Annotated in this window: 19 protein-coding genes and 1 pseudogene; 8 read left to right on the top strand and 12 right to left on the bottom strand. The window is 73.9% G+C overall.

The window, feature by feature from the left end; all coding sequences use genetic code 11:
* The coding region (locus ACME2J_RS19385; RefSeq protein WP_495546591.1) for a helix-turn-helix domain-containing protein at nucleotides 1-637 on the top strand (637 nt) is incomplete at its 5' end.
* On the opposite strand, the gene ACME2J_RS19380 is transcribed toward ACME2J_RS19385, so the two are convergent.
* The 6 genes from ACME2J_RS19380 to ACME2J_RS19355 form a co-directional block, all read right to left on the bottom strand.
* On the bottom strand, nucleotides 625-1422 hold the full coding sequence (locus ACME2J_RS19380; protein ID WP_495546590.1) for a 3-hydroxyacyl-CoA dehydrogenase family protein: 798 nt from the start codon (nucleotides 1420-1422) through the stop codon (nucleotides 625-627). The two genes, ACME2J_RS19385 and ACME2J_RS19380, sit on opposite strands and share 13 nt — an antisense overlap.
* Before the next feature lie 211 nt (nucleotides 1423-1633).
* The gene (locus tag ACME2J_RS19375) at nucleotides 1634-1879 is read right to left on the bottom strand and encodes an acyl-CoA thioesterase (RefSeq protein ID WP_495546592.1); all 246 of its coding nucleotides are present in this window, start codon (nucleotides 1877-1879) and stop codon (nucleotides 1634-1636) included.
* Between the two features lie 204 nt (nucleotides 1880-2083).
* Complete coding sequence (locus ACME2J_RS19370) at nucleotides 2084-3142, bottom strand: hypothetical protein (RefSeq protein WP_495546589.1); 1059 nt, start codon at nucleotides 3140-3142, stop codon at nucleotides 2084-2086.
* Between the two features lie 11 nt (nucleotides 3143-3153).
* On the bottom strand, nucleotides 3154-3420 hold the full coding sequence (xseB, locus tag ACME2J_RS19365) for an exodeoxyribonuclease VII small subunit (RefSeq protein ID WP_495546588.1): 267 nt from the start codon (nucleotides 3418-3420) through the stop codon (nucleotides 3154-3156).
* Nucleotides 3417-4778, bottom strand: coding sequence for an exodeoxyribonuclease VII large subunit (xseA, locus tag ACME2J_RS19360; RefSeq protein WP_495546587.1), 1362 nt, complete (start codon nucleotides 4776-4778; stop codon nucleotides 3417-3419). Before xseA ends, xseB begins: the two co-directional genes overlap by 4 nt.
* A 31-nt stretch (nucleotides 4779-4809) precedes the next feature.
* Complete coding sequence (locus ACME2J_RS19355) at nucleotides 4810-6435, bottom strand: glycoside hydrolase 5 family protein (RefSeq protein ID WP_495546586.1); 1626 nt, start codon at nucleotides 6433-6435, stop codon at nucleotides 4810-4812.
* A gap of 102 nt (nucleotides 6436-6537) precedes the next feature.
* Between ACME2J_RS19355 and ACME2J_RS19350 the strand changes: the two genes are divergently transcribed.
* Both ACME2J_RS19350 and ACME2J_RS19345 read left to right on the top strand, forming a co-directional pair.
* Nucleotides 6538-8064 carry a glycosyltransferase family 39 protein gene (locus tag ACME2J_RS19350; RefSeq protein WP_495546585.1) on the top strand — a complete coding sequence of 509 codons (1527 nt, stop codon included), beginning with the start codon at nucleotides 6538-6540 and terminating at the stop codon, nucleotides 8062-8064.
* Between the two features lie 42 nt (nucleotides 8065-8106).
* Nucleotides 8107-9660, top strand: coding sequence for a GMC family oxidoreductase (locus ACME2J_RS19345; RefSeq protein WP_495546584.1), 1554 nt, complete (start codon nucleotides 8107-8109; stop codon nucleotides 9658-9660).
* Nucleotides 9661-9712: 52 nt separating this feature from the next.
* On the opposite strand, the gene ACME2J_RS19340 is transcribed toward ACME2J_RS19345, so the two are convergent.
* Genes ACME2J_RS19340 through ACME2J_RS19330 form a run of 3 tightly spaced genes read right to left on the bottom strand, consistent with a single transcriptional unit; the run spans nucleotide 9713 to nucleotide 12360 of the window.
* Nucleotides 9713-10624 carry a calcium-binding protein gene (locus tag ACME2J_RS19340; protein WP_495546583.1) on the bottom strand — a complete coding sequence of 304 codons (912 nt, stop codon included), beginning with the start codon at nucleotides 10622-10624 and terminating at the stop codon, nucleotides 9713-9715.
* A 57-nt stretch (nucleotides 10625-10681) separates the two neighbouring features.
* Entirely contained in the window at nucleotides 10682-10978 is a 297-nt protein-coding gene (locus ACME2J_RS19335) for a hypothetical protein (protein ID WP_495546582.1), read from the bottom strand.
* On the bottom strand, nucleotides 10975-12360 hold the full coding sequence (locus ACME2J_RS19330; protein WP_495546581.1) for a cell wall-binding repeat-containing protein: 1386 nt from the start codon (nucleotides 12358-12360) through the stop codon (nucleotides 10975-10977). Before ACME2J_RS19330 ends, ACME2J_RS19335 begins: the two co-directional genes overlap by 4 nt.
* A gap of 164 nt (nucleotides 12361-12524) precedes the next feature.
* Between ACME2J_RS19330 and ACME2J_RS19325 the strand changes: the two genes are divergently transcribed.
* Together ACME2J_RS19325 and pspAA are read left to right on the top strand one after the other, a co-directional pair.
* Nucleotides 12525-13298, top strand: a complete 774-nt coding sequence (locus ACME2J_RS19325; RefSeq protein WP_495546580.1) for a PspA/IM30 family protein — start codon at nucleotides 12525-12527, stop codon at nucleotides 13296-13298.
* Nucleotides 13295-13573 carry a PspA-associated protein PspAA gene (gene pspAA, locus ACME2J_RS19320; protein WP_495546579.1) on the top strand — a complete coding sequence of 93 codons (279 nt, stop codon included), beginning with the start codon at nucleotides 13295-13297 and terminating at the stop codon, nucleotides 13571-13573. Before ACME2J_RS19325 ends, pspAA begins: the two co-directional genes overlap by 4 nt.
* Here pspAA and ACME2J_RS19315 read toward each other — a convergent pair.
* The 3 genes from ACME2J_RS19315 to htpX form a co-directional block, all read right to left on the bottom strand.
* Nucleotides 13560-13766, bottom strand: coding sequence for a hypothetical protein (locus ACME2J_RS19315; protein ID WP_495546578.1), 207 nt, complete (start codon nucleotides 13764-13766; stop codon nucleotides 13560-13562). The two genes, pspAA and ACME2J_RS19315, sit on opposite strands and share 14 nt — an antisense overlap.
* A 175-nt stretch (nucleotides 13767-13941) precedes the next feature.
* A complete protein-coding gene (gene pspAB, locus ACME2J_RS19310; RefSeq protein WP_495546577.1) occupies nucleotides 13942-14514 on the bottom strand; it encodes a PspA-associated protein PspAB in 573 nt (190 codons plus the stop codon).
* A gap of 33 nt (nucleotides 14515-14547) precedes the next feature.
* Entirely contained in the window at nucleotides 14548-15444 is an 897-nt protein-coding gene (gene htpX / locus ACME2J_RS19305) for a zinc metalloprotease HtpX (protein WP_495546576.1), read from the bottom strand.
* A 155-nt stretch (nucleotides 15445-15599) separates the two neighbouring features.
* Between htpX and ACME2J_RS19300 the strand changes: the two genes are divergently transcribed.
* From ACME2J_RS19300 to ACME2J_RS19290, 3 genes and pseudogenes are all read left to right on the top strand, one after another.
* Nucleotides 15600-16793 (top strand): murein hydrolase activator EnvC family protein, encoded by a 1194-nt coding sequence (locus ACME2J_RS19300; RefSeq protein WP_495546575.1) that lies wholly within the window; start codon nucleotides 15600-15602, stop codon nucleotides 16791-16793.
* Nucleotides 16794-16847: 54 nt separating this feature from the next.
* Nucleotides 16848-17645, top strand: coding sequence for a prolipoprotein diacylglyceryl transferase (locus ACME2J_RS19295; protein ID WP_495546574.1), 798 nt, complete (start codon nucleotides 16848-16850; stop codon nucleotides 17643-17645).
* Nucleotides 17642-17992 (top strand): annotated as a pseudogene (locus ACME2J_RS19290) (hypothetical protein); the annotation flags it as partial. The gene ACME2J_RS19295 and the pseudogene ACME2J_RS19290, both read left to right, overlap by 4 nt.

The raw sequence follows: 17992 nt of genomic DNA, 5'->3' as shown, positions 1-17992 counted from the left end.
CCTCGGGTGGACGCCGCCCGACCGGGTCGCGATCGTCGTCGGGCCCGCCCACGCCTCGCCCCGCCTCTCGCGCCGGGTCGAGGCGGGCGACCTCGTCGCCGAGCTCGACGACGAGGCGGTCGCCGTCATCGCCGACCCGGACGCCGCGACGCTGCGCGGCCGGCTCGCCCGCGCCGCGTCGGCGGACACCGTGCTGGGGCTCGGCCCGCCCGTCGCGCCCGCACACGGGGCGCGGAGCGCCCGGAGGGCCCGGGCCGCCCGACGGCTCGGCGAGGAGGGGGAGGGCGGGCTCGTCATCGCCGCCGAGCACCTCGACGCCCTGCTCATCCGCCGCGACCGGGATCTCGCCGCCGCTCTCGCGGAGGGCGCCCTCGCGCCGCTCGGCGAGACGACGCCGGCGACGGCCGCGAAGCTCCGCGACACGCTGCGGGCGTGGCTCGACCACCAGGGGCGCATCGAGCCGGTCGCCGCCGCCCTCGGCGTCCATCCGCAGACCGTCCGCTACCGGCTCGGCCAGCTCCGGGAGGTGTTCGGCGACCGCCTCGACGATCCCGACGGCCGGTTCGCCCTCGCCCTCGCGCTCCGGTGCGCAGAGCTCGGAACGCCGGCCGACGGGCCGCCCGCCTACGCGGAGTAGTCGTAGAAGCCGCGGCCGGTCTTCTTGCCGAGGTGCCCCTCGGCGGCGAGCGTCCGGACGTTCGCGGGGATGTCGGCGCCGATCGACTCGCCGATCGCGATGGAGACGTCGAGGCCGACGTAGTCGAGGAGCGCGAGCGGGCCCATCGGGTGGCCGGCCCCGAGCTTCATGCAGGTGTCGACGTCCTTCGGCTCCATCCCGGACTCGGCGAGGAACGCGGCGGCGCTGAAGAGGTACGGGAAGAGGAGGCGGTTGACGACGAAGCCGGGCGTGTCCGGGACGTCGACCGCGGTCTTGCCGAGGGCCGCGCAGAGCGCGGAAGCGCGACGGCGCGTGTCGGCCGTCGCCGCGCCGGGATAGGCGAGCTCGACGAGCTTCATCACCGTCACCGGGTTGAAGACGTGGAGGCCGACGAACCGCTCGGGGGTCCCCGCCGCCTCGGCGAGGGCCTCGACGGAGAGCGAGGACGTCGTCGACCCGAGCACGGTCTCCGGGCCGACCGTCGCAGCGATCGTCGCGAGGAGCGGCGACTTCGCCTCGAGGTCCTCGGCGATCGCCTCGACGACGAACGTCGCGTCGGCGAGGGCGGAGACGTCGGTCGTCACGGTCGCGCGGCTCGCGTCGGCGCCGTCCAGGCGGCTGCAGAGCTTCTCGATCGCCGTCCGCGCGCGCTCGGCGGACGCGTCGCTGCGGGCGACGAGCGTCACGTCGCCCGCGACGGTCGCCGCGGCGGCGAGACCCGTCGCGATCGCGCCGCTGCCGGCGATTCCGAGCCGTTCTTCCATTTCCGTCATCCCCTTGATCGACCAGTCAATCGAACAGCAGCGCGACATCGTACGTGCTGACCTCCGGACGCGCGTTGCGCCGAGCGAGCGCCTGCTCGCCCGGTGACGGCGAGAGCGCGTCCGCGCGGCTCGCGCACGACGAGAGGAGATCCCGGCGGGCGGGCGGCGTGCAGCTGGAGGGCCGCTCCCGGGGTCGGGCGGCGGCCGGGGATCAGCGCAGCTCGTCGTCGAGTCGGGCGCGGAGCGCGTCGGACAGCGGCGCCGCACGGCCCTGCCCGTAGTCGTAGCCCACGACCGCGCCCCAGCCCTCGGCGAGGAGGCGCCCGTCGCCGGCGACGTGCATGACGAACGCGACCCGGAAGCTCGATCGCCGGACGTCCTCGATCCGGCACGACGTCCGGATCTCCTCGTCGTAGAAGCCCGGCGAGGCGTAGCGGATGTGCGCCTCCGCGAAGATGAGCCCGTCGTCGTCCGGCCGGCCCGGGTTGGCGGGGATCGTGGCCGGGGGCGACCTCGCGCAGGTATGCGATCCGGGCGCTCTCGAAGAACTGCAGGAAGGTGACGTTGTTGAGGTGGCGCATCGCGTCGAGATCGCCGTACCGGACGCGGTCGACGTACGCGAAGCGGTAGCCGTCCGCCGGCGGGACGCGCGGCTCGGCCGTCACGTGACGCCCTCCCACCGGAAGCCGACCGCCGCCGGCGCGGGCGGGATGGGACTCTCCGGAAGCCCGTCGGCCGGTGGCTCGGTGTCGTAGCCGCCGGGGGCGACGTCGTTCGGCGTGTCGGGGTGGAACATCGAGGCGAGGTACTGGATCTGCCCCCGGCCGGGCCCGAGCTCGAACTGGCCGCCTCCGTACATGCCGATCCCGCGCTCCTCGCAGGTGTCGTAGCAGTGCAGGAGCGGACGGAGGCCGCCGAGCCGCGACGGCTTCACGTTCACCATCTTCGGCGGGAACGGCAGCGCGTCGATGTCCGCGACCGAGTGGATGTTCGCGTCCCAGGTGATCCGGTCGCGGTGGGGCTCGAGCACGGGCCCCGTGTGCTCGTCGAGCTTCGGGTCCTCGATCCACGCCTCGGGGAACGCCTCGGCGACGCGACGGTAGAGCCCAGGGTCGGCCGGGTTGTCGACGATCGAGCCCTCGTAGAGCCCCTTGAGGTCGACGGAGTCAACCGCGCTGGTCGCGACGAGGGCCGCGATGAGGTCGTCGTCCCAGTCCGACGTGGGGTCGAGCTTGAAGCGCAGGCCGGGGTAGCGCTCGAGACGGCTCTGCAGCGGGGCGATCGACGCGGGCTCGCCGAGCCGCAGGGACATGACGAAGCGCAGCGGCCGGCACGGGCGTCCGAGGATCTCGTGGAGGGGGCGGCCGGCCTGCTGGAGGGCGAGGTCGAGGGCAGCGGACTCGTAGGCCCACACGCGGTACTGGACGGAGGCCGGGTGCCGGACGGGCTCCGGCCAGAGCTCGAGCGTCGCGAGGTGGTCGCAGTACGACTCGAGCGTCCAGTCGCCCGCGAGCGGCTGGACCGCTCCGGCCCGCTGCAGCGCCGACTGGTCGTCCGCGTCGTAGCCGACGTCCTCCCCGACGCCCTCGTGGCCGGCCCCGCGGAGCCGGATGACCGTGCTCACGCGCGTGAAGCCGCTCGACACGTCGCGCTCGAGCCGCTCGAGCGCGTAGTCCTCGATCGTGAGCGGAAGATCCTTGATGCGGTCCCAGGTCGGCATGGGCGGGAAGCCTATGCCCCGCCGGAGGCCTCCTGGCCCGGGACGGCGCCGGGGGACTCCAGGCGCGCGACGAGATCGTCGAGGCGGAGCTCCTCGAGCCCGCGGCCGACGGCCTCGAGCTCGCCGGCGCAGTACTCGACGAGGGAGCGCCCCTCCTTGCAGAGGTCGAGCGTCTCCCGCAGCCCGGCCTCGCCGGAGTCGAGGCGGCGGATGATCTCCTCGAGCCGCGCGGTCGCGGTCTCGTAGGAAGGGGGCGGCGGGACGTCGGTCTCGCTCATGGGGACGGTGGCTCCTGCGATCCGTGATCGCTGTCGGGGTCGATCGTCGCGCCGACCGGCGCGTCGCGGAAGAAGAGGCGGACGCGGCCGAGCTTCCGGGCGTCGGCTGCGGAGGTCACGACGCGGCCGGCGCCGTCGTCGACGACGACGAAGCCGCGCTCGACGACGCGCTCGGGGTCGTGCGCGCCGAGGGCGACGGTGAGCGAGCCGAGGGTCGAGTGGCGGGCCGCGGCCTCACCGCCGGTCGCCGCGGCGGTCGCCCGCGTCGCGAGCCGGCGGGCGCGGGCGCTCGTCGAGCGCTCGGCGTCGGTCTGCGCGCGGCGGGCGCTCGCCCTCATCTCCCGCAGGAGCTGATGGAGGCGCGCACGGTGACGGCGCACGTGCTCGGCAGGGGCGCGGGCGTGCTGCTCGAGCGTCCGGGCGCGTGCGAGGACCGCGTGGCGGGCGTGTCGCGCGAGCCGCGCCGCACCGCCTTGCAGGCGGGTCCGCTCGGCCGCGAGGTCGAGCGGCACCGCCGCCTCAGCCGCGTGCGTCGGGGTCGAGCACGAGACCGCAGCGACGTCGTCGAGGAGCGTGCGATCCGCGTGGTGGCCGACGGCGGCGATGACGGGGACGTGGAGGAGCGCGATCGTGCGGCAGAGCGTCTCGTCGCTGAACGCCATGAGATCGGCGACCGAGCCGCCGCCGCGCGCGACGACGACGACGTCGACGACGCCGGTCGCGGCGAGGTCCTGCACGGCCCGGGTGATCCGCGGGGCGGCGTGCCGGTCCTGGACGGGCGCGAACGCCCACACGACGCGGCCGGCCCACCCGCGGCGGGCGAGGCCGGCGAGGACGTCGTGCCGCGCCTCGCCGGTCTCCGCGGTGACGACGCCGATCGTCCGCGGGAGCGTGGGCCGCGGGAGCGCCTTCTGCGGCTCGAGCAGGCCCTCGCCCGCGAGGCGTCTGCGCAGCCGCTCGATCTGGGCGAGGAGGTCGCCCTCGCCGGCCACCCGCAGGGCGGCGGCGCGGAAGCAGAAGGACCCCGAGGACGTCCGCGACCCGACGTAGTAGTCGACGCCGCCGCCGACGACGACCTGCGTCCCGTCGCGGAGCGTGTCGGGAGGGAGGCCGAGCCGGTCGTAGTCGCGGCGCCACATCGCGACCGGGATCGAGCCGTCGCCGTCGCGGAGGTCGAAGTAGACGTTCGTCGCGCGGACGCGGAGGCCCACGACCTCCCCGGTGAGCTGGACGCGGGCGAACTCCCGCAGCCGGTCGCGGAGGCGAGCCGCGTAGGCGCCGACCGGGAACGGCCCCGGGAGGTCGGAGCCCTCGATCCCGGCAGGGCGCTCCGACGCCGCTGCGCCGTCGTCGGTCATCCGGTCGAGCCTCGCGCCGGGGCCGGACGGATCAGTCGTCCACGCCGATCGTGACGGACCGCGAGCGGATCGTCCGCTTGCGCTCGGGGTCCCGCCACGCGAGCCGGACGCGGGTCGTGCGCCGCAGACGCACCCGCGCCTCGAGGTGGTGCCGCTCGTCGTCGGTGCGGACGGTGCGCAGGGTCCGGTACCGGCGCGAGCCCTTCGTGCGCCCCTCGATGCGGACGGTCTCGCGCGTCCCCTCGCGACCGGGGCGCAGCAGGCCCCAGATCGTCGCCCGGCCGCCGCGGCGGATGCGCCGGTCGCGGTCACGCACGTGGATCGGGAAGCGGTACGCCGCGTACCCGGGCTTGAACCGGCGCTTCTCGCTCATGAGCCCGCTCTGGAACGTCGCGCCGTACCGCTCGAGCGCCGAGTCGCCGTCGACCGGCTTGTCGTCGACGAGGAGGAACTGCGCGAGCGTCTTGACGTTGCTCATCCGCGCCGTCATCCACTCGGACTCGTTGAGGTACGCGGCCTGGCGCGCGTACGAGACGCCGGTCGGGTCGGGCGGGTCGGTCTGGTAGCCGTACTCGGTGAGGTAGAGCGGGAAGCCGCCCTTGCCCGAGCCGGGGATCGTCTTGCCGTAGCGGCGGAAGACGCGGCCCATGAGCGAGGTGAGGTCGCGGAGGTTGCCCGTCGTGTAGTTCTCCTCGTCGTCGGGCTCGGCGTCGGGCGGCTGCGCGAGCTCGTACGGGTGGTGCGCCCAGCCCGCGACGTCGAAGAGCCCGGGGTGCAGGGCGGGGAACGTCTTCGTCGGGTCGATCGTCGGACAGCCGTTGCGGGTCGCCTCGGCGCCGCTCAGCGGCTGCGCGTTGTCGTCGAGGCAGTAGAGGCGGAGGATGAACGTCCGCGGCCGCAGCGCACGCGTCTCGCCGCGGGCCCGCGGCTGGCCCTTCGGCGCCGTCTCGCCGATGAGGATCGTGTCGCTCCCGTGGCCGGTGAGCCGCAGCGCCGCGTGACCGGCGTCGACGAGAGCGCGGTAGATCGCGGGCGCCGCCTCCTGCCAGCCGCCCGGCGCGGCGTCGCTCGCGATCCACTGCGGCGTGAGCCAGCCCGGCTGGTTGGGCTCGTTCCACAGGGACCAGTAGTCGACGCGGGGAAGCCCGGGAACGCGGCCCGAGTAGCGGGCGCCGACGGCGGCGACGAACCGCCCGTACTCCGCGGGGTTCGGCGTGTAGGTCGGGCGGATGTCCTTGCGCTCCGGGCGCCCTGCCGCCCAGTTCGGGACCGGCGAGGTGATGTTGAGGTTGACGTCGATCCCGCGGTTGCGGGCCGCGACGAGCAGCCGGTCGTAGCGGTCCCACGCGCCTGGCGGATAGGCGTTGTGGTCGGCGGAGTTGAACCCGGCGGGCTTGAGGTCCGAGTCGGGGGCCGGAGCGACGATGCGCCAGAAGACCGACACGCGGATGCGGTCGACGCCGAGGCTCTTGAGCTTGTCGAGCGTCCGCTTCTGCGTCGTCTCGTCGCCGTAGACGAGGAGCGGATCGTCCTGGAAGGTCGACTCCTGGACGGTCGACGCCTGCGCCGGAGCAGGCGCGGCGGCGACGAGCGCGGCGAGGCCCGCGGCCACGGCGAGGCGGCGACGGAGGCTGTGTGCGGGGATGAAGCGGCGCATGAGGGTTCCTGCCCGTCCGGCGAAGCATGCGAGGATCGCACACCGCGCCGACGCCGCGCGCCGGACCGCTCGGGCGCCGCGTGCGGGTAATCTCGCCCCGCGATGCGGACCTCCTCGCGGCCCGACCGGGTCACCGCGATGCTCCTCGCGATCGTCGGGCTCGCCGTCGTCCTCCGGCTCCCCACGCTCGGCGTGCAGTCGTTCTGGGCCGACGAGGCGGCGACCGCGGACGTCGTCGACCGCCCGTTCGCCGACCTCCTCGACGCCGTCCGCGAGCAGGAGTCGACGCCGCCGCTCTTCTACCTCCTCGTGTGGCCGCTCGCACGGGTGCTCGGGGACTCGGAGGTCGTGCTGCGGCTCCTGCCCGCGCTCTTCGGGATCGCGCTCGTCCCGGTCGTCTTCGCGCTCGGCCGGCGGCTGTGGGACACCCGCGCGGGACTGCTCGCGGCGCTCCTCGTCGCGACATCGCCGGTCCTCGTGTGGTTCAGCCAGGAGGCGCGCGCCTACTCCCTCCTCATCCTGCTCTCCGCGGCGTCGCTCCTCGCGCTCCTCCGCCTCCTCGACCGGCCCTCGCCGGGGCGTGCCGTCGCGTGGGGCGTCCTCTGCGCGGCGGCGCTCGCGACGCACTACTTCGCGATCTTCCTCGTCGCGGGGGAGGTCGGATGGCTCATCGCGGCCCGCCTCGTCCCCGCGGCTCGGTCGGGTGCTTCCGGCGCCCGGCCGCGGCCCTCCCTGGGGACGGTCGCCGCCGGCCTCGCACCGATCGCGGCGGGCGGGCTCGCCCTCCTCGGCCTCGCGCTCGAGCAGCGGGAGGCCGACCGCGCGTCCTTCATCGCGCGCGAGCCGTTCGACCAGCGGCTCGCGCAGGTGCCGAAGCAGTGGCTCGTCGGCTACGACGCGCCCTGGGAGGACGTGCTGGCGGTCATCGCCGGGGTGCTCGCCGTCGCGGCGGCCGCCGGGCTGGTGCACGCGGCCCGGAGGGCGGGGACGCGGCGACCCGCTCTCGTGGGCGTCGCGACGATCGCGGGGGCGGCGGTCGCCGTGCCGGTCGTGCTCGCCGCGCTGGGGGACGACTACGTCGTCTCGCGCAACCTCATCGCCGCGCTCGTCCCGGCCGTCGTGCTCGTCGCAGTGGGTGCGACGGCGCTGCCGGCACGCGCCGGCGCGGCCGTGGTGGGGGCGCTCGCCGTCCTCGGCACCGTCGTCGCCGTCGCGGTCCCGGTCGACCCGGGCCTCGGCCGGGAGGACTGGCGGTCCGCGGTGGAGGCGCTCGGCGAGCCGCCGCCGGGCGGCCGGCTCATCGCGGTCGTCCCCGGGTCGGGGACGCCTGCCGTCGAGTACTACGTCGAGCGCCTCGGGGCCGACCCCGAGCGGCCCGTCATCGCGCCCGAGAGCGTCGGAGTCGTGTCGACGGCCTCCCGCGGGCGCGCCGGCGACGAGCGGACCCCCTCGTACGTCCCGCTCCCCGGAGTCCCGTTCCTCACCGGTGGCGACGCGCCGACCATCCGTCGCGGGGAGGGCTGGGCGAGCGCGGTCGCCGACGTCTTCGAGGGGTTCTACGTGCGACCGTCACAGCTCGTCGCGGTCGCTCCGGGCGCCTCGGTCGTGGCGGAGCGCCCAGCTCGATGACACCCTGTCAGCCCGCGAGGGCGACTCGGTAGGGTCGCTGGCATGGACGAGTTCGACGTCATCGTGGTGGGGGCGGGATCGGCGGGGTGCGTGCTGGCCGCCCGGCTCTCGGAGGATCCTGGGACGCGCGTGCTGCTCCTCGAGGCGGGCGGCCCCGCCCGCAAGAAGGAGATCCGCATCCCGGCGGCCTTCGCTCAGCTCTTCGAGAGCGAGGTCGACTGGAACTACCGGACCGAGCCGCAGGGCGGACTCGACGGCCGGGCGATCTACACGCCGCGCGGCAAGGTGCTCGGCGGCTCCTCGGCGATGAACGCGATGATGCAGATCCCGGGGCACCGCCAGGACCAGGAGGACTGGGTCGCGGAGGGCGCGGAGGGCTGGGGTCCGAGCGAGCTCGCGCCGTACCGCCGCCGCGCGCACGAAGCGCTCTCCCCGCGCGCGCCGCGCGACCTCAACCCGCTCTCCCGGGCGATGTACGAGGCGGCCCTCCAGTCGGGGTTGCCGGCGTCGAAGCCGCTCACCGGCGACGAGCCCGAGGGCGTCGCCATCACCCCGCTCGCGCAATCGCGCGGCCTGCGGCGCACGGCGGCGGATGCGTACCTCACGCCGGCGAAGGGCCGCGAGAACCTCGAGGTCCGCACCGGCGTCCTCGTCGAGCGCGTCGTCATCGAGGACCGACGCGCGACGGGCGTCGCCTATCGCGACGCGGGCGGCGCCCCGCGGACGGCCCGCGCGACGCGCGAGGTCGTCCTCTGCGCCGGCGCGTTCAACTCGCCGCAGATCCTCATGCTCTCGGGCGTCGGCCCCGAGCAGCACCTCGCCGAGGTCGGGGTCGACGTCGTGCTCGACAGCCCGCACGTCGGCGAGAACCTCCAGGACCACCTCGTGCTCACGACGACGCACTCGACGCCGACCCCGGCGTCCCTCTTCGCGGCCGAGCACCCGAAGGAGCTCCTCAAGCTCCTCTTCCGCCGCAAGGGCCTGCTCACCTCGAACGTCGGCGAGGTCGCGGCCTTCTACCGCAGCGACCCGTCGCTCGACGCACCCGACTCCGAGCTCATCTTCGCGCCGGTCCCGTTCGAGGACGAGGGCTTCGGCGAGCCCGACGAGCACGGCGTGACGGCCGGGATCGTCCTCCTGCGACCGAAGAGCCGCGGGACGGTGAAGCTCGGGTCGAGCGACCCGTCGGTCTCCCCGGTCATCGACCCCAACTACCTCAGCGATCCCGAGGGTCACGACATGCGCGTGATGATCGAGGGCGTGCGCCGGTGCCGGGCGATCCTGGACCAGCCGGCGTTCGCCGAGCACCGGGGCCGCGAGCGCAGGCCCGGCGGGCACCTCCGGACCGACGAGGAGATCGCCTCGGGCGTGCGGAAGTACGCGCACACGCTCTACCACCCGGTCGCGACGTGCCGGATCGGCGGTCCCGGCCAGGGCGTCGTCGACAGCGACCTCCGGGTGCACGGCATCGACGGCCTGCGCGTCTGCGACGCCTCGGTGCTGCCCTCGCTCCCGCGCGGCCACACGCACGGCACCGTCCAGGCGGTGGCCGAGCGCGGCGCCGACCTCATGCGCGGCCGCGTCGGCGTCGCCTGAGGGCCGGCGCGCGTCGGGCCGCCGCTCTCCGGCGGCGACCCGACGATCCGCGTCAGCGGTTCACCGTCTCGCAGTCGCCCGCGGCGCGGTCGGCGCCGGAGATCGTCGCGACGTCGTTCCCCGGACCGCACACGATCGTGTCGGTGCCGTGGCCCCCGTTGATGCGGTCGTCGCCGGACCCGCCGTCGATCCGGTCGTCGCCGCGACCGCCCTCGATCTCGTCGTTGCCGGGGCCGCCCTCGAGGAGGTCGTCGCCGAAGCGCCCGAAGAGCTCGTCGTCGCCTTCCCCGCCGAAGAGGCGGTCGTCGCCGTCGCGGCCCTCGAGGTAGTCGTTGCCGTCGCGACCTCGGCACGTGTCCCCCCTCGAGGTGCCGAGGAGGGTCTCCGACCGGCTCGTCCCGCCGGCCTTGCACGAGCGCTGGACGACGTCGGGCTCCTCGCGGAGCGTCTCGCAGTTCTCGTAGCGCGTCCTCTTCTCGCTGCTGAGGTTGTAGTAGGCGATGTCGTCGCCCGAGCCGCAGTCGACCTCGTCCGGCGCCGAGCCGCCGTACACGACGTCGTCGCCGGGACCCGCGTCGATCTCGTCGGCGGCCCGGCCGCCGTAGATGAGGTCGTCGCCGCGGCCGCCGAAGATCGTGTCGCGGCCGTCGCCGCCCTCGATGACGTCGTCGCCGTCACCGCCGATGAGCCGGTCGTCGCCGCGGCCGCCGTCGAGCGTGTCGTGGCCCGTGCCGCCGGACAGCCGGTCGTTGCCGCTCCCGCCCCTCAGCGTGTCGCTGCCGCCTCGGCCGTAGAGCCGGTCGTCGCCGCCGTTCCCCGAGAGGCGGTCGACCTTCGACGTGCCTTTCAGCGTGTTCGGGCCGCGTGAGCCCGAGACGGTCTTCGCGAGGGCGACGGACGCCGTCGCGAGCATGAGCACCGCGGCGAGGGTCCCCAGCCCGCCCCGCAGGATCTCTCGTCGCATCGGCGGAGGGTGACAGAGGTCACCCGTGGACAGGGATTTTCTTCTCGGCGGCGGCGCTCAGGAGGGGACGTCGGCGCTCGCCGGGTTGACCGACGGGAGAGGCTCCATGCCCGCCTCGGCCTGCGTGCCGCGCGTCTCGCCGGCGAACCCGAGCCGCGTGAGCCGCTCGATCTCCCGCTCGCCCTCGACGCGGGCGGGATGGTCGGCGGGAAGACCGCGGATGAGCTTCGCGATCCGGTTGCGGATCTGGAGCGCGAAGTGCGGCGTCGACGCTCCGAGGAGCTGCCGGACGTCCTCGACGGTCACCTGCTCGCCGCGCCGGCGGGCGCGGTCGGGGGCCTCTGCTTCACTCACGGTGCGTTCCCGTTCGTCGTGCGTTGCTGGGTCGTCGTGCGCGTCGGCGCGGGCGCCGTGCGTGTGCCGGTCGTGGTCCTCGGGGTCGTCGGCGCCGGCGTCGTCCGCGCACCGCCGGTCGTCGTGCGCGAGGGCGCGGTCGTCGTGCGTGCGGGCGCGGTCGTCGTGCGCGAGGGCGTCTCCTCCTTCTCGGCGTCGTCCTCGGGCTCCGTCGTGATGGGGATGATCCGGAGGAGCTCGTCGAGCCGCGCCTGGGTCTCGACGGAGAGGCGCTCCTCGTCGCCCATGAGCCAGCCGTGGTTGTAGACGCCGCGCACGGGGTCGTCGGAGAAGCCGGGCTGGATGTCGAGCAGGTAGCCCTCGAGCGGCTCCGGCAGGGCGCCGGCGCGCGGCACGAGGAGGAGCGGGCCGTAGGAGCCGCGCGCCGAGAGCGCGGAGGCGGCCGCCGCGTCCGCGGGCTGCCGAGCGTTCGCGAAGACGAGGCCGTGGCCGGGATCGATGACGCCCCAGCCGAAGGAGGCGTCCTGGAACCGCGCGAACTCGATCGCGTTGCTCACGGGGTCCTGGCCGCCGACGCGGGTGACGGACCCGCGCTCGCGGAGCACCTTCGTCACCTCCGGCGAGATGACCGACGAGGGGCCGAGGACGTAGATCCGCGGGCGTCGCCGCGTCGCGAGCGCGGCGCGCGTCGCCGCGGGGACGGAGTTGCGCCGGACGAAGAGGATCGGATCGCCGCTCTTCGCCGCCCACCCGGCGGCGGGCATCGCGAAGGCGGGCTCGTCGGCGCTCACGATGAGGACGCGGTCACCCGAGCGGCCGCGTGCCGCCGAGGCGAAGGCGTCGATCTGGCGTGCGAGCGCGAACGGGTCGGCGCCGGTGATGTCGGTGGTCTTGAGACGCGCGGGCCGCGGGACGTCGCCGACGCGGATGACCTGCGCGCCGCCGGCGGGCTCGGATCCGGTGGGAGAGAGCTCCTTCAGCGCGTCGGTCGTCGCGGGGGGCGAGGAGCCGCCCTTCGAGAGGAGCACGGGGGCGCCGATCGGATCCGCCATGAGCGCGCTCGCGGCGAGCGCGGTGCGCCAGTCCTCGCCGTCGACGAGCGTGACGGCCTCGGGGCGGGTGCCGTCGGTGACGGCGGGGTAGACGGCGCGCGCGACCGCTGCCGCGATCGCCGGGGAGTCGGAGCCGGCGACGCGCGTCGTGTTCGCCGTCGCGAACGCGGGGAACCCGAGCTCCTGGGCGGCGTCCTCCTCGCTGGAGTCGATCCCGATCGCGGGACCCTCGCCAGAGCGCGAGTCGTCGTCCTTCCCGCAGCCCGCGGCGACGAGCGCGGGAGCGAGGAACGCGACGAGGAGGGTGTGACGGAGGCGGTGGAGCGCCATCGGCGCCCGCACCTTAGCGGTGCGCGCGGCGAGGGTGCGCCGGGGCGTGCGGGCCCGCGACGCTCGCGCGCCATCCCGACCGGTGCGCGCCGGCGAGCGCTCGGTCGGTGCGAGCCGGTCCGATAGTCTCGAATCTCCCCGCAACCAGACCTCGGAGGAGACGCATGGCCGGCATGTCCGGGCGCTTGTCCACCGTCATCAAGGCGAAGATCTCGAAGCTGCTCGACAAGGCCGAGGATCCTGGCGAGACGCTCGACTACAGCTATCAGAAGCAGCTGGAGTCGCTTCAGAACGTGAAGAAGGGCATCGCCGACGTCGTGACGGCGAAGAAGCGCCTCCAGATGCAGTCCCAGAAGCTCGAGCAGTCGGTCGTCAAGCTCGACACGCAGGCTCGACAGGCGCTCTCGCAGGGCAACGAGGCCCTCGCGCGCACGGCGCTCGAGCGCAAGCAGGTCGCCCAGCAGGAGCTCCAGGGACTCGACCAGCAGGTCACCGAGCTCGAGGCCCAGCAGGAGAAGCTCACCGAGTCCGAGCAGCGACTGCGCACGAAGATCGAGGCCTTCCGGACGAAGAAGGAGGTCATCAAGGCGCAGTACAACGCCGCCGAGGCCCAGGTCCGGATCTCGGAGGCCGCGACCGGCGTCGGCGAGGAGATGGCCGACATCGGCCTCGCGATGCAGCGCGCGGCGGACAAGACCGAGGACATGAGGGCGCGCGCCGACGCCGTCTCCGAGCTCGAGGCGGCCGGCACGTTCGAGGACCTCACCCAGCTCGGCGGCGGTCAGGACGACATCGACCGCCAGCTCGCCCAGCTCAGCCAGGGCGCGGGGGTCGACGACGAGCTCGCGAAGATGCGCGCGGAGCTCGGCTCCGGCGGCGAGTCGTCGCCGGGTGAGCTCGGCGCCGGCGAGGGTGAGAAGAAGGAGGAGGGCGCGTGATCGTCCGCATCTCCGGCGAGGACCAGTACCGGATCCCCGACGAGCACCAGACGAAGCTCAACGAGCTCGACAACGACGTCGTCGACGCGGTCGAGAAGGAGGACGAGGACCGCTTCTACGCGACGTTCGAGGAGATGCTCAAGCTCATCCGCGACAACGGCGTGCCGCTCGACGCGGACGATCTCCACCCGAGCGACGTCATCGTCCCGCCGGCGGACCTCTCGTTCGCCGAGGCCCACCACGAGTTCAACGGCGACGGCCTCATCCCGGACTGACGGACGCCCGCTCCGGCGGGCGCGCCGGAGGAACCGGCATCACCACGCTCTGCGCGGACGGCCCGAAGGAGACGTCGGGGACCGTCCGTCGCAGGGCTGCACGCAGCAGCACGGCCTCGGCGACCTGTCGCTCGTCGACCGCGTAGAGCGAGCGCTCGACGAGCTGCTGCAGGGTCTGCGCGCGTGACGTCATCGTGGGACCTCGTCGTCGGGGGTGCGATCTCACCCTCCATGACGTGCAACGGCGGCCGCGGTTGGTCTCACGAGCCCTCGAGTCGCGCCGTCTGGACGGATCTCCGATGCGCCGACCTCGGGACCCGGGGCCGCGCGGGACGCGCTCGGGCGCGTCCCGCGACCGGAGGTGCCCCCTACAGAGGCACTCCCCACAGGGGGAACCACCGCTCGAGCTCGGGCTCGATCGGCAGGTCGGCGCCGTAGCGCGCCTTGAGCTGGAGCTCGCGCTCGGAGAAGCGCTCCTGGCTGCCGTCCGGCGACGGGACGAACGGGTACCAGTGGCCGCGCTTGATGTTGTAGATCCAGTGCAGGGCCTGCGTGCCGTCCTGGAAGGCGAACACCGCGCAGAGCGCGCGGTCGGCGTACCCGGCGATCGCGAGCGCGTCGTTGATGGTGTGGATCCCGACGACGAGGTCCTCGACGTCGGGATCCTCGAGGATCATCCAGCGGTAGCCGAACGTGTCGTCCTCGGCGCGGACGGTCGTGCCGGTGTCCTCGCCGGTCGAGTGCAGGACGTCCTCCATCTCCTGGACGACGCGCGCGAAGTCGGCGGTGCCGAGGGACTGGAAGACGATCGCGGCGCGGCCCTTGCTGGCGACGCCGTCCGTCTCGAGCGAGATCGCGGCGGTCGACATCGCGAAGAGACGGTCGCGGGAGGCGGGCTGGGCCACCTTGCGGCGGCCCAGCAGCGCATCGAGGAAGCCCATGGGGCGAGACTAGCGGCGTGCGGCGGTTCGCACTCAGGCGGCGCCGCGCTGGAGCTGGGTCTCCATGTTCATCAGGGCGTCGATCCGCTTCTCCATCGGGGGGTGCGTGGAGAAGAGGTTCCCGAGCGCCGACTTCGCGCTCGGCGGGAAGATGTAGAAGGCCGACATCTCGCTCGACGCCCGGAGATCCTGCTTCGGGATGCGCTCCATCCCGCTCGAGATCTTCATGAGCGCCGAGGCGAGCGCGCTCGGCCGGCCCGTCATGACGGCCGCGCCGCGGTCGGCCGCGAACTCGCGGTAGCGCGAGAGCGCCTGCATGAGGAAGAAGGAGACGACGTACACGATGAGCGACGCGACGAGCAGGGCGAGGAAGCCCGCGTTGTCGTCGTCGTCGCCGTGACCGCCGCCGAAGAAGAAGCCGAACTGCATGATCATCGCCGCCATCGACGCGAAGAACGAGGCGAGGGTCATGATCATCACGTCGCGGTTGGCGATGTGCGCGAGCTCGTGGGCCATGACGCCCTCGAGCTCGGCCGGCTCGAGCATCTCCATGATGCCCGTCGTGGCGCAGACGGTCGCGTGCTTCTGCGAGCGGCCCATCGCGAACGCGTTGGGCATGTCGGTGTAGGCGATCGCGACCTTGGGCTTCGGCAGGTCGGCCTGGACGCAGAGGCGCTCGATCATCGAGTGCAGCTCGGGCGCCTCCTGGGGGGAGACCTCCTTCGCGCCCATCGCGCGCATCGCGAGCGCCTCGGAGGCGAAGAACTGGAACGCGAGCATGCCGCCGGCGAGCAGCGCGATCGTGATGCCCTGGGCTCCGGAGGCGAACAGCACGCCCACGAACGCGACGTAGAGGGCACCGAGGAGGAACATGGTCAGGAGCATGCGGGCCTGGAGCCCGGTGTCCCGGCCGAAGGAAGTCGGACGCATGGGCACATCCTGCCACGATCGGCTTTGCGGTCCCTTAAGGACGAGCGCCGTCCCGCCTGCCGTCGAGCGCGGACGCGCCCGACCTCCTCGCGGCAACGCGCCTTGCAGCCGTCGCACCCGTGTGCGGACCGTTGCTACCGTCCCCGCCGCCTCGCATGCGCCTGCGCCTGCTGCTCATCTCCGTCTGCCTGCCGCTCCTTCTCTGGGCGGCGCTCCCCCTCGTGTCCTCCGGCGCGCCGAAGGCGCGTTCCGCCGCCGAGATCCAGAAGAAGATCGAGACGACGCGCGAGAAGATCGGGCGGCGGAAGGGCACCGAGCGCGTCCTCACGAAGGACATCCAGCAGTACAACCGGCGGATCGACCGCCTGCAGGGCCGCATCAACGACCTCAACGGACGGCAGCAGGTCGTGCAGGCCGATCTCGACGAGAACAAGGCGGAGCTCGAGCAGATCCAGGAGGACCTCCGCTCGGAGCGGCGGCGGCTCGTCCGGCTGCGCGCCCGGCTCAAGGAGGCCCGCGGCATCCTCGCCCAGCGCCTCGAGGAGCTCTACAAGGCCGACGAGCCCGACCTCATCACCGTCGTCCTCAACTCCGAGGGCTTCGCGGACCTCGTCGAGCGAAGCGACTTCCTGCGCCGCATCAACGACCAGGACACGAAGATCCTCACGATCGTGAAAGAGGCGAAGGCGGACGCGACGCGCACCGAGAAGCGCCTCGACTCGCTCGAGGAGCGCCAGCAGGAGGTGACGCAGCGCATCCAGGAGCGCCGCGACGAGATCGCCGACATCAAGCAGGGCCTCATCGACACGCGCGTGGGCTACGACCGGACGAAGGACGGGAAGCAGAACGCCCTCACCAACGTGCGGGCGGAGCGCGAGGAGCTCGAGGACCACCTCGACGGGCTCGAGAAGGAGCAGGCGAAGGTCCAGGCCGCCCTGTCACGGCCGTCGAACCCGGCGCCGTCCGGCTCGTTCCGGGGCTCGGGCGGTTCCCTCACGATGCCCACCCAGGGCGCGTTCACGAGCCCGTTCGGCCCGCGCTGGGGTCGCCTCCACGCCGGCATCGACATCGCCGCTCCGACCGGGACGGCGATCGTCGCCGCCGACTCCGGGCGCGTCGTCCTCGCCGGGTGGACGGGTGGCTACGGCAACTACACCTGCGTCCAGCACACCGGCTCGATGTCGACGTGCTACGCGCACCAGAGCGCGATCGGCGTGAGCGTCGGCCAGGGCGTGAAGCGCGGGCAGGTCATCGGCCGCGTGGGGAACACCGGCAACTCGACCGGACCCCACCTCCACTTCGAGGTGCGCATCAACGGCGGTCCGGTCAACCCGATGGGCTACCTGTAGGCCACCGGCCGGCCCCGTCGCAGCGGGGCGCCTCGCCGACTACCCTCCAGAGCAGTGCAGCCTGAGATCGATCTCTTCGGCCTCCCCGTGAAGACGTTCGGGCTCATGTTCGCGCTCGGCTTCCTCGCGTCCGGAGCCGTCCTCGCCCGGCGCCTGCGCGAGCTGGGCAAGCCGCCCGACCACGCGTACGAGATCGTCTTCTCCGCGCTCGCCGGCGGACTCGTCGGCGCGCGCCTCGCGTGGATCCTCCAGAACTGGAGCGAGGCCTCGGAGGACTGGGGCGACGCGATCTACGGCGGCTCGGGGCTCGTCTGGTACGGCGGCGCGATCGGCGGCGCCCTCGCGGTCTGCGCCTGGGCATGGCGGCGTGGCGAGCTCGGCGTGCGTCTGTTCGACCTCGCCGCGCCGGCGCTCGCGCTCGGCTACGCCATCGGGCGCATCGGCTGCCAGCTCTCGGGCGACGGCGACTACGGCCAGCCGACCGACCTCCCGTGGGGCATGCCCTATCCCGACGGGACCGTGCCCACGACGGAGGACGTCCACCCGACCCCGATCTACGAGACGCTCGCCGTCGGCACGATCGCCTGGGCCCTCTGGCGGATGCGGGACTCGACGCGTCCGGGCGTCGTCTTCGCCGCCTACCTCGCGCTCACCGGCCTCGAGCGCTTCCTCGTCGAGTTCATCCGTCGCAACGACGCCGTGCTCGTCGGACTCACCACCGCGCAGATCGAGGCGCTCATCATGATGCTCGCCGGCCTCCTCTGGCTCTTCTTCATCCACCGCGGAGGCGGGCTGGCCGCTCCACAGGCGGCGCGGCCGCAGCAGGCGGCGGGGAGGGCCGTCCCCGCGTGAGGCGAGCAGTCGGTGGCCGCGCGACGATCGCCGGGCTGGCGAGCACCAGCGCGCTCGTCGCCGCGATCGTCGTCCTCAGCATCGTGGGGAGCGACTTCGTCGCGTTCGACCGCTGGCCCGGAGCGGGAAGCACCGCGCGCGGCGGCACCGCCCTCACGGCCCCGGCGGCGGCGCCGACGACCTCTCGCGCGGCGGGCAGCGCCACGCCGGGGGACCCGTCGCAGCCGGGCGGCGACGCATCCCCGGGGCCCGTCGCCTCGGCGCCGCTCGTCCCGGCGCCGGCCGGGCAGGCGCCGGCCCCGCCGACGGCGCCGCGGGCCCGGACGCCGGTCACGCCGTCTCCCGGG

This window comes from Paraconexibacter sp. (assembly GCF_059438195.1).
This window is presented reverse-complemented; position numbering and strand designations above follow the sequence as displayed.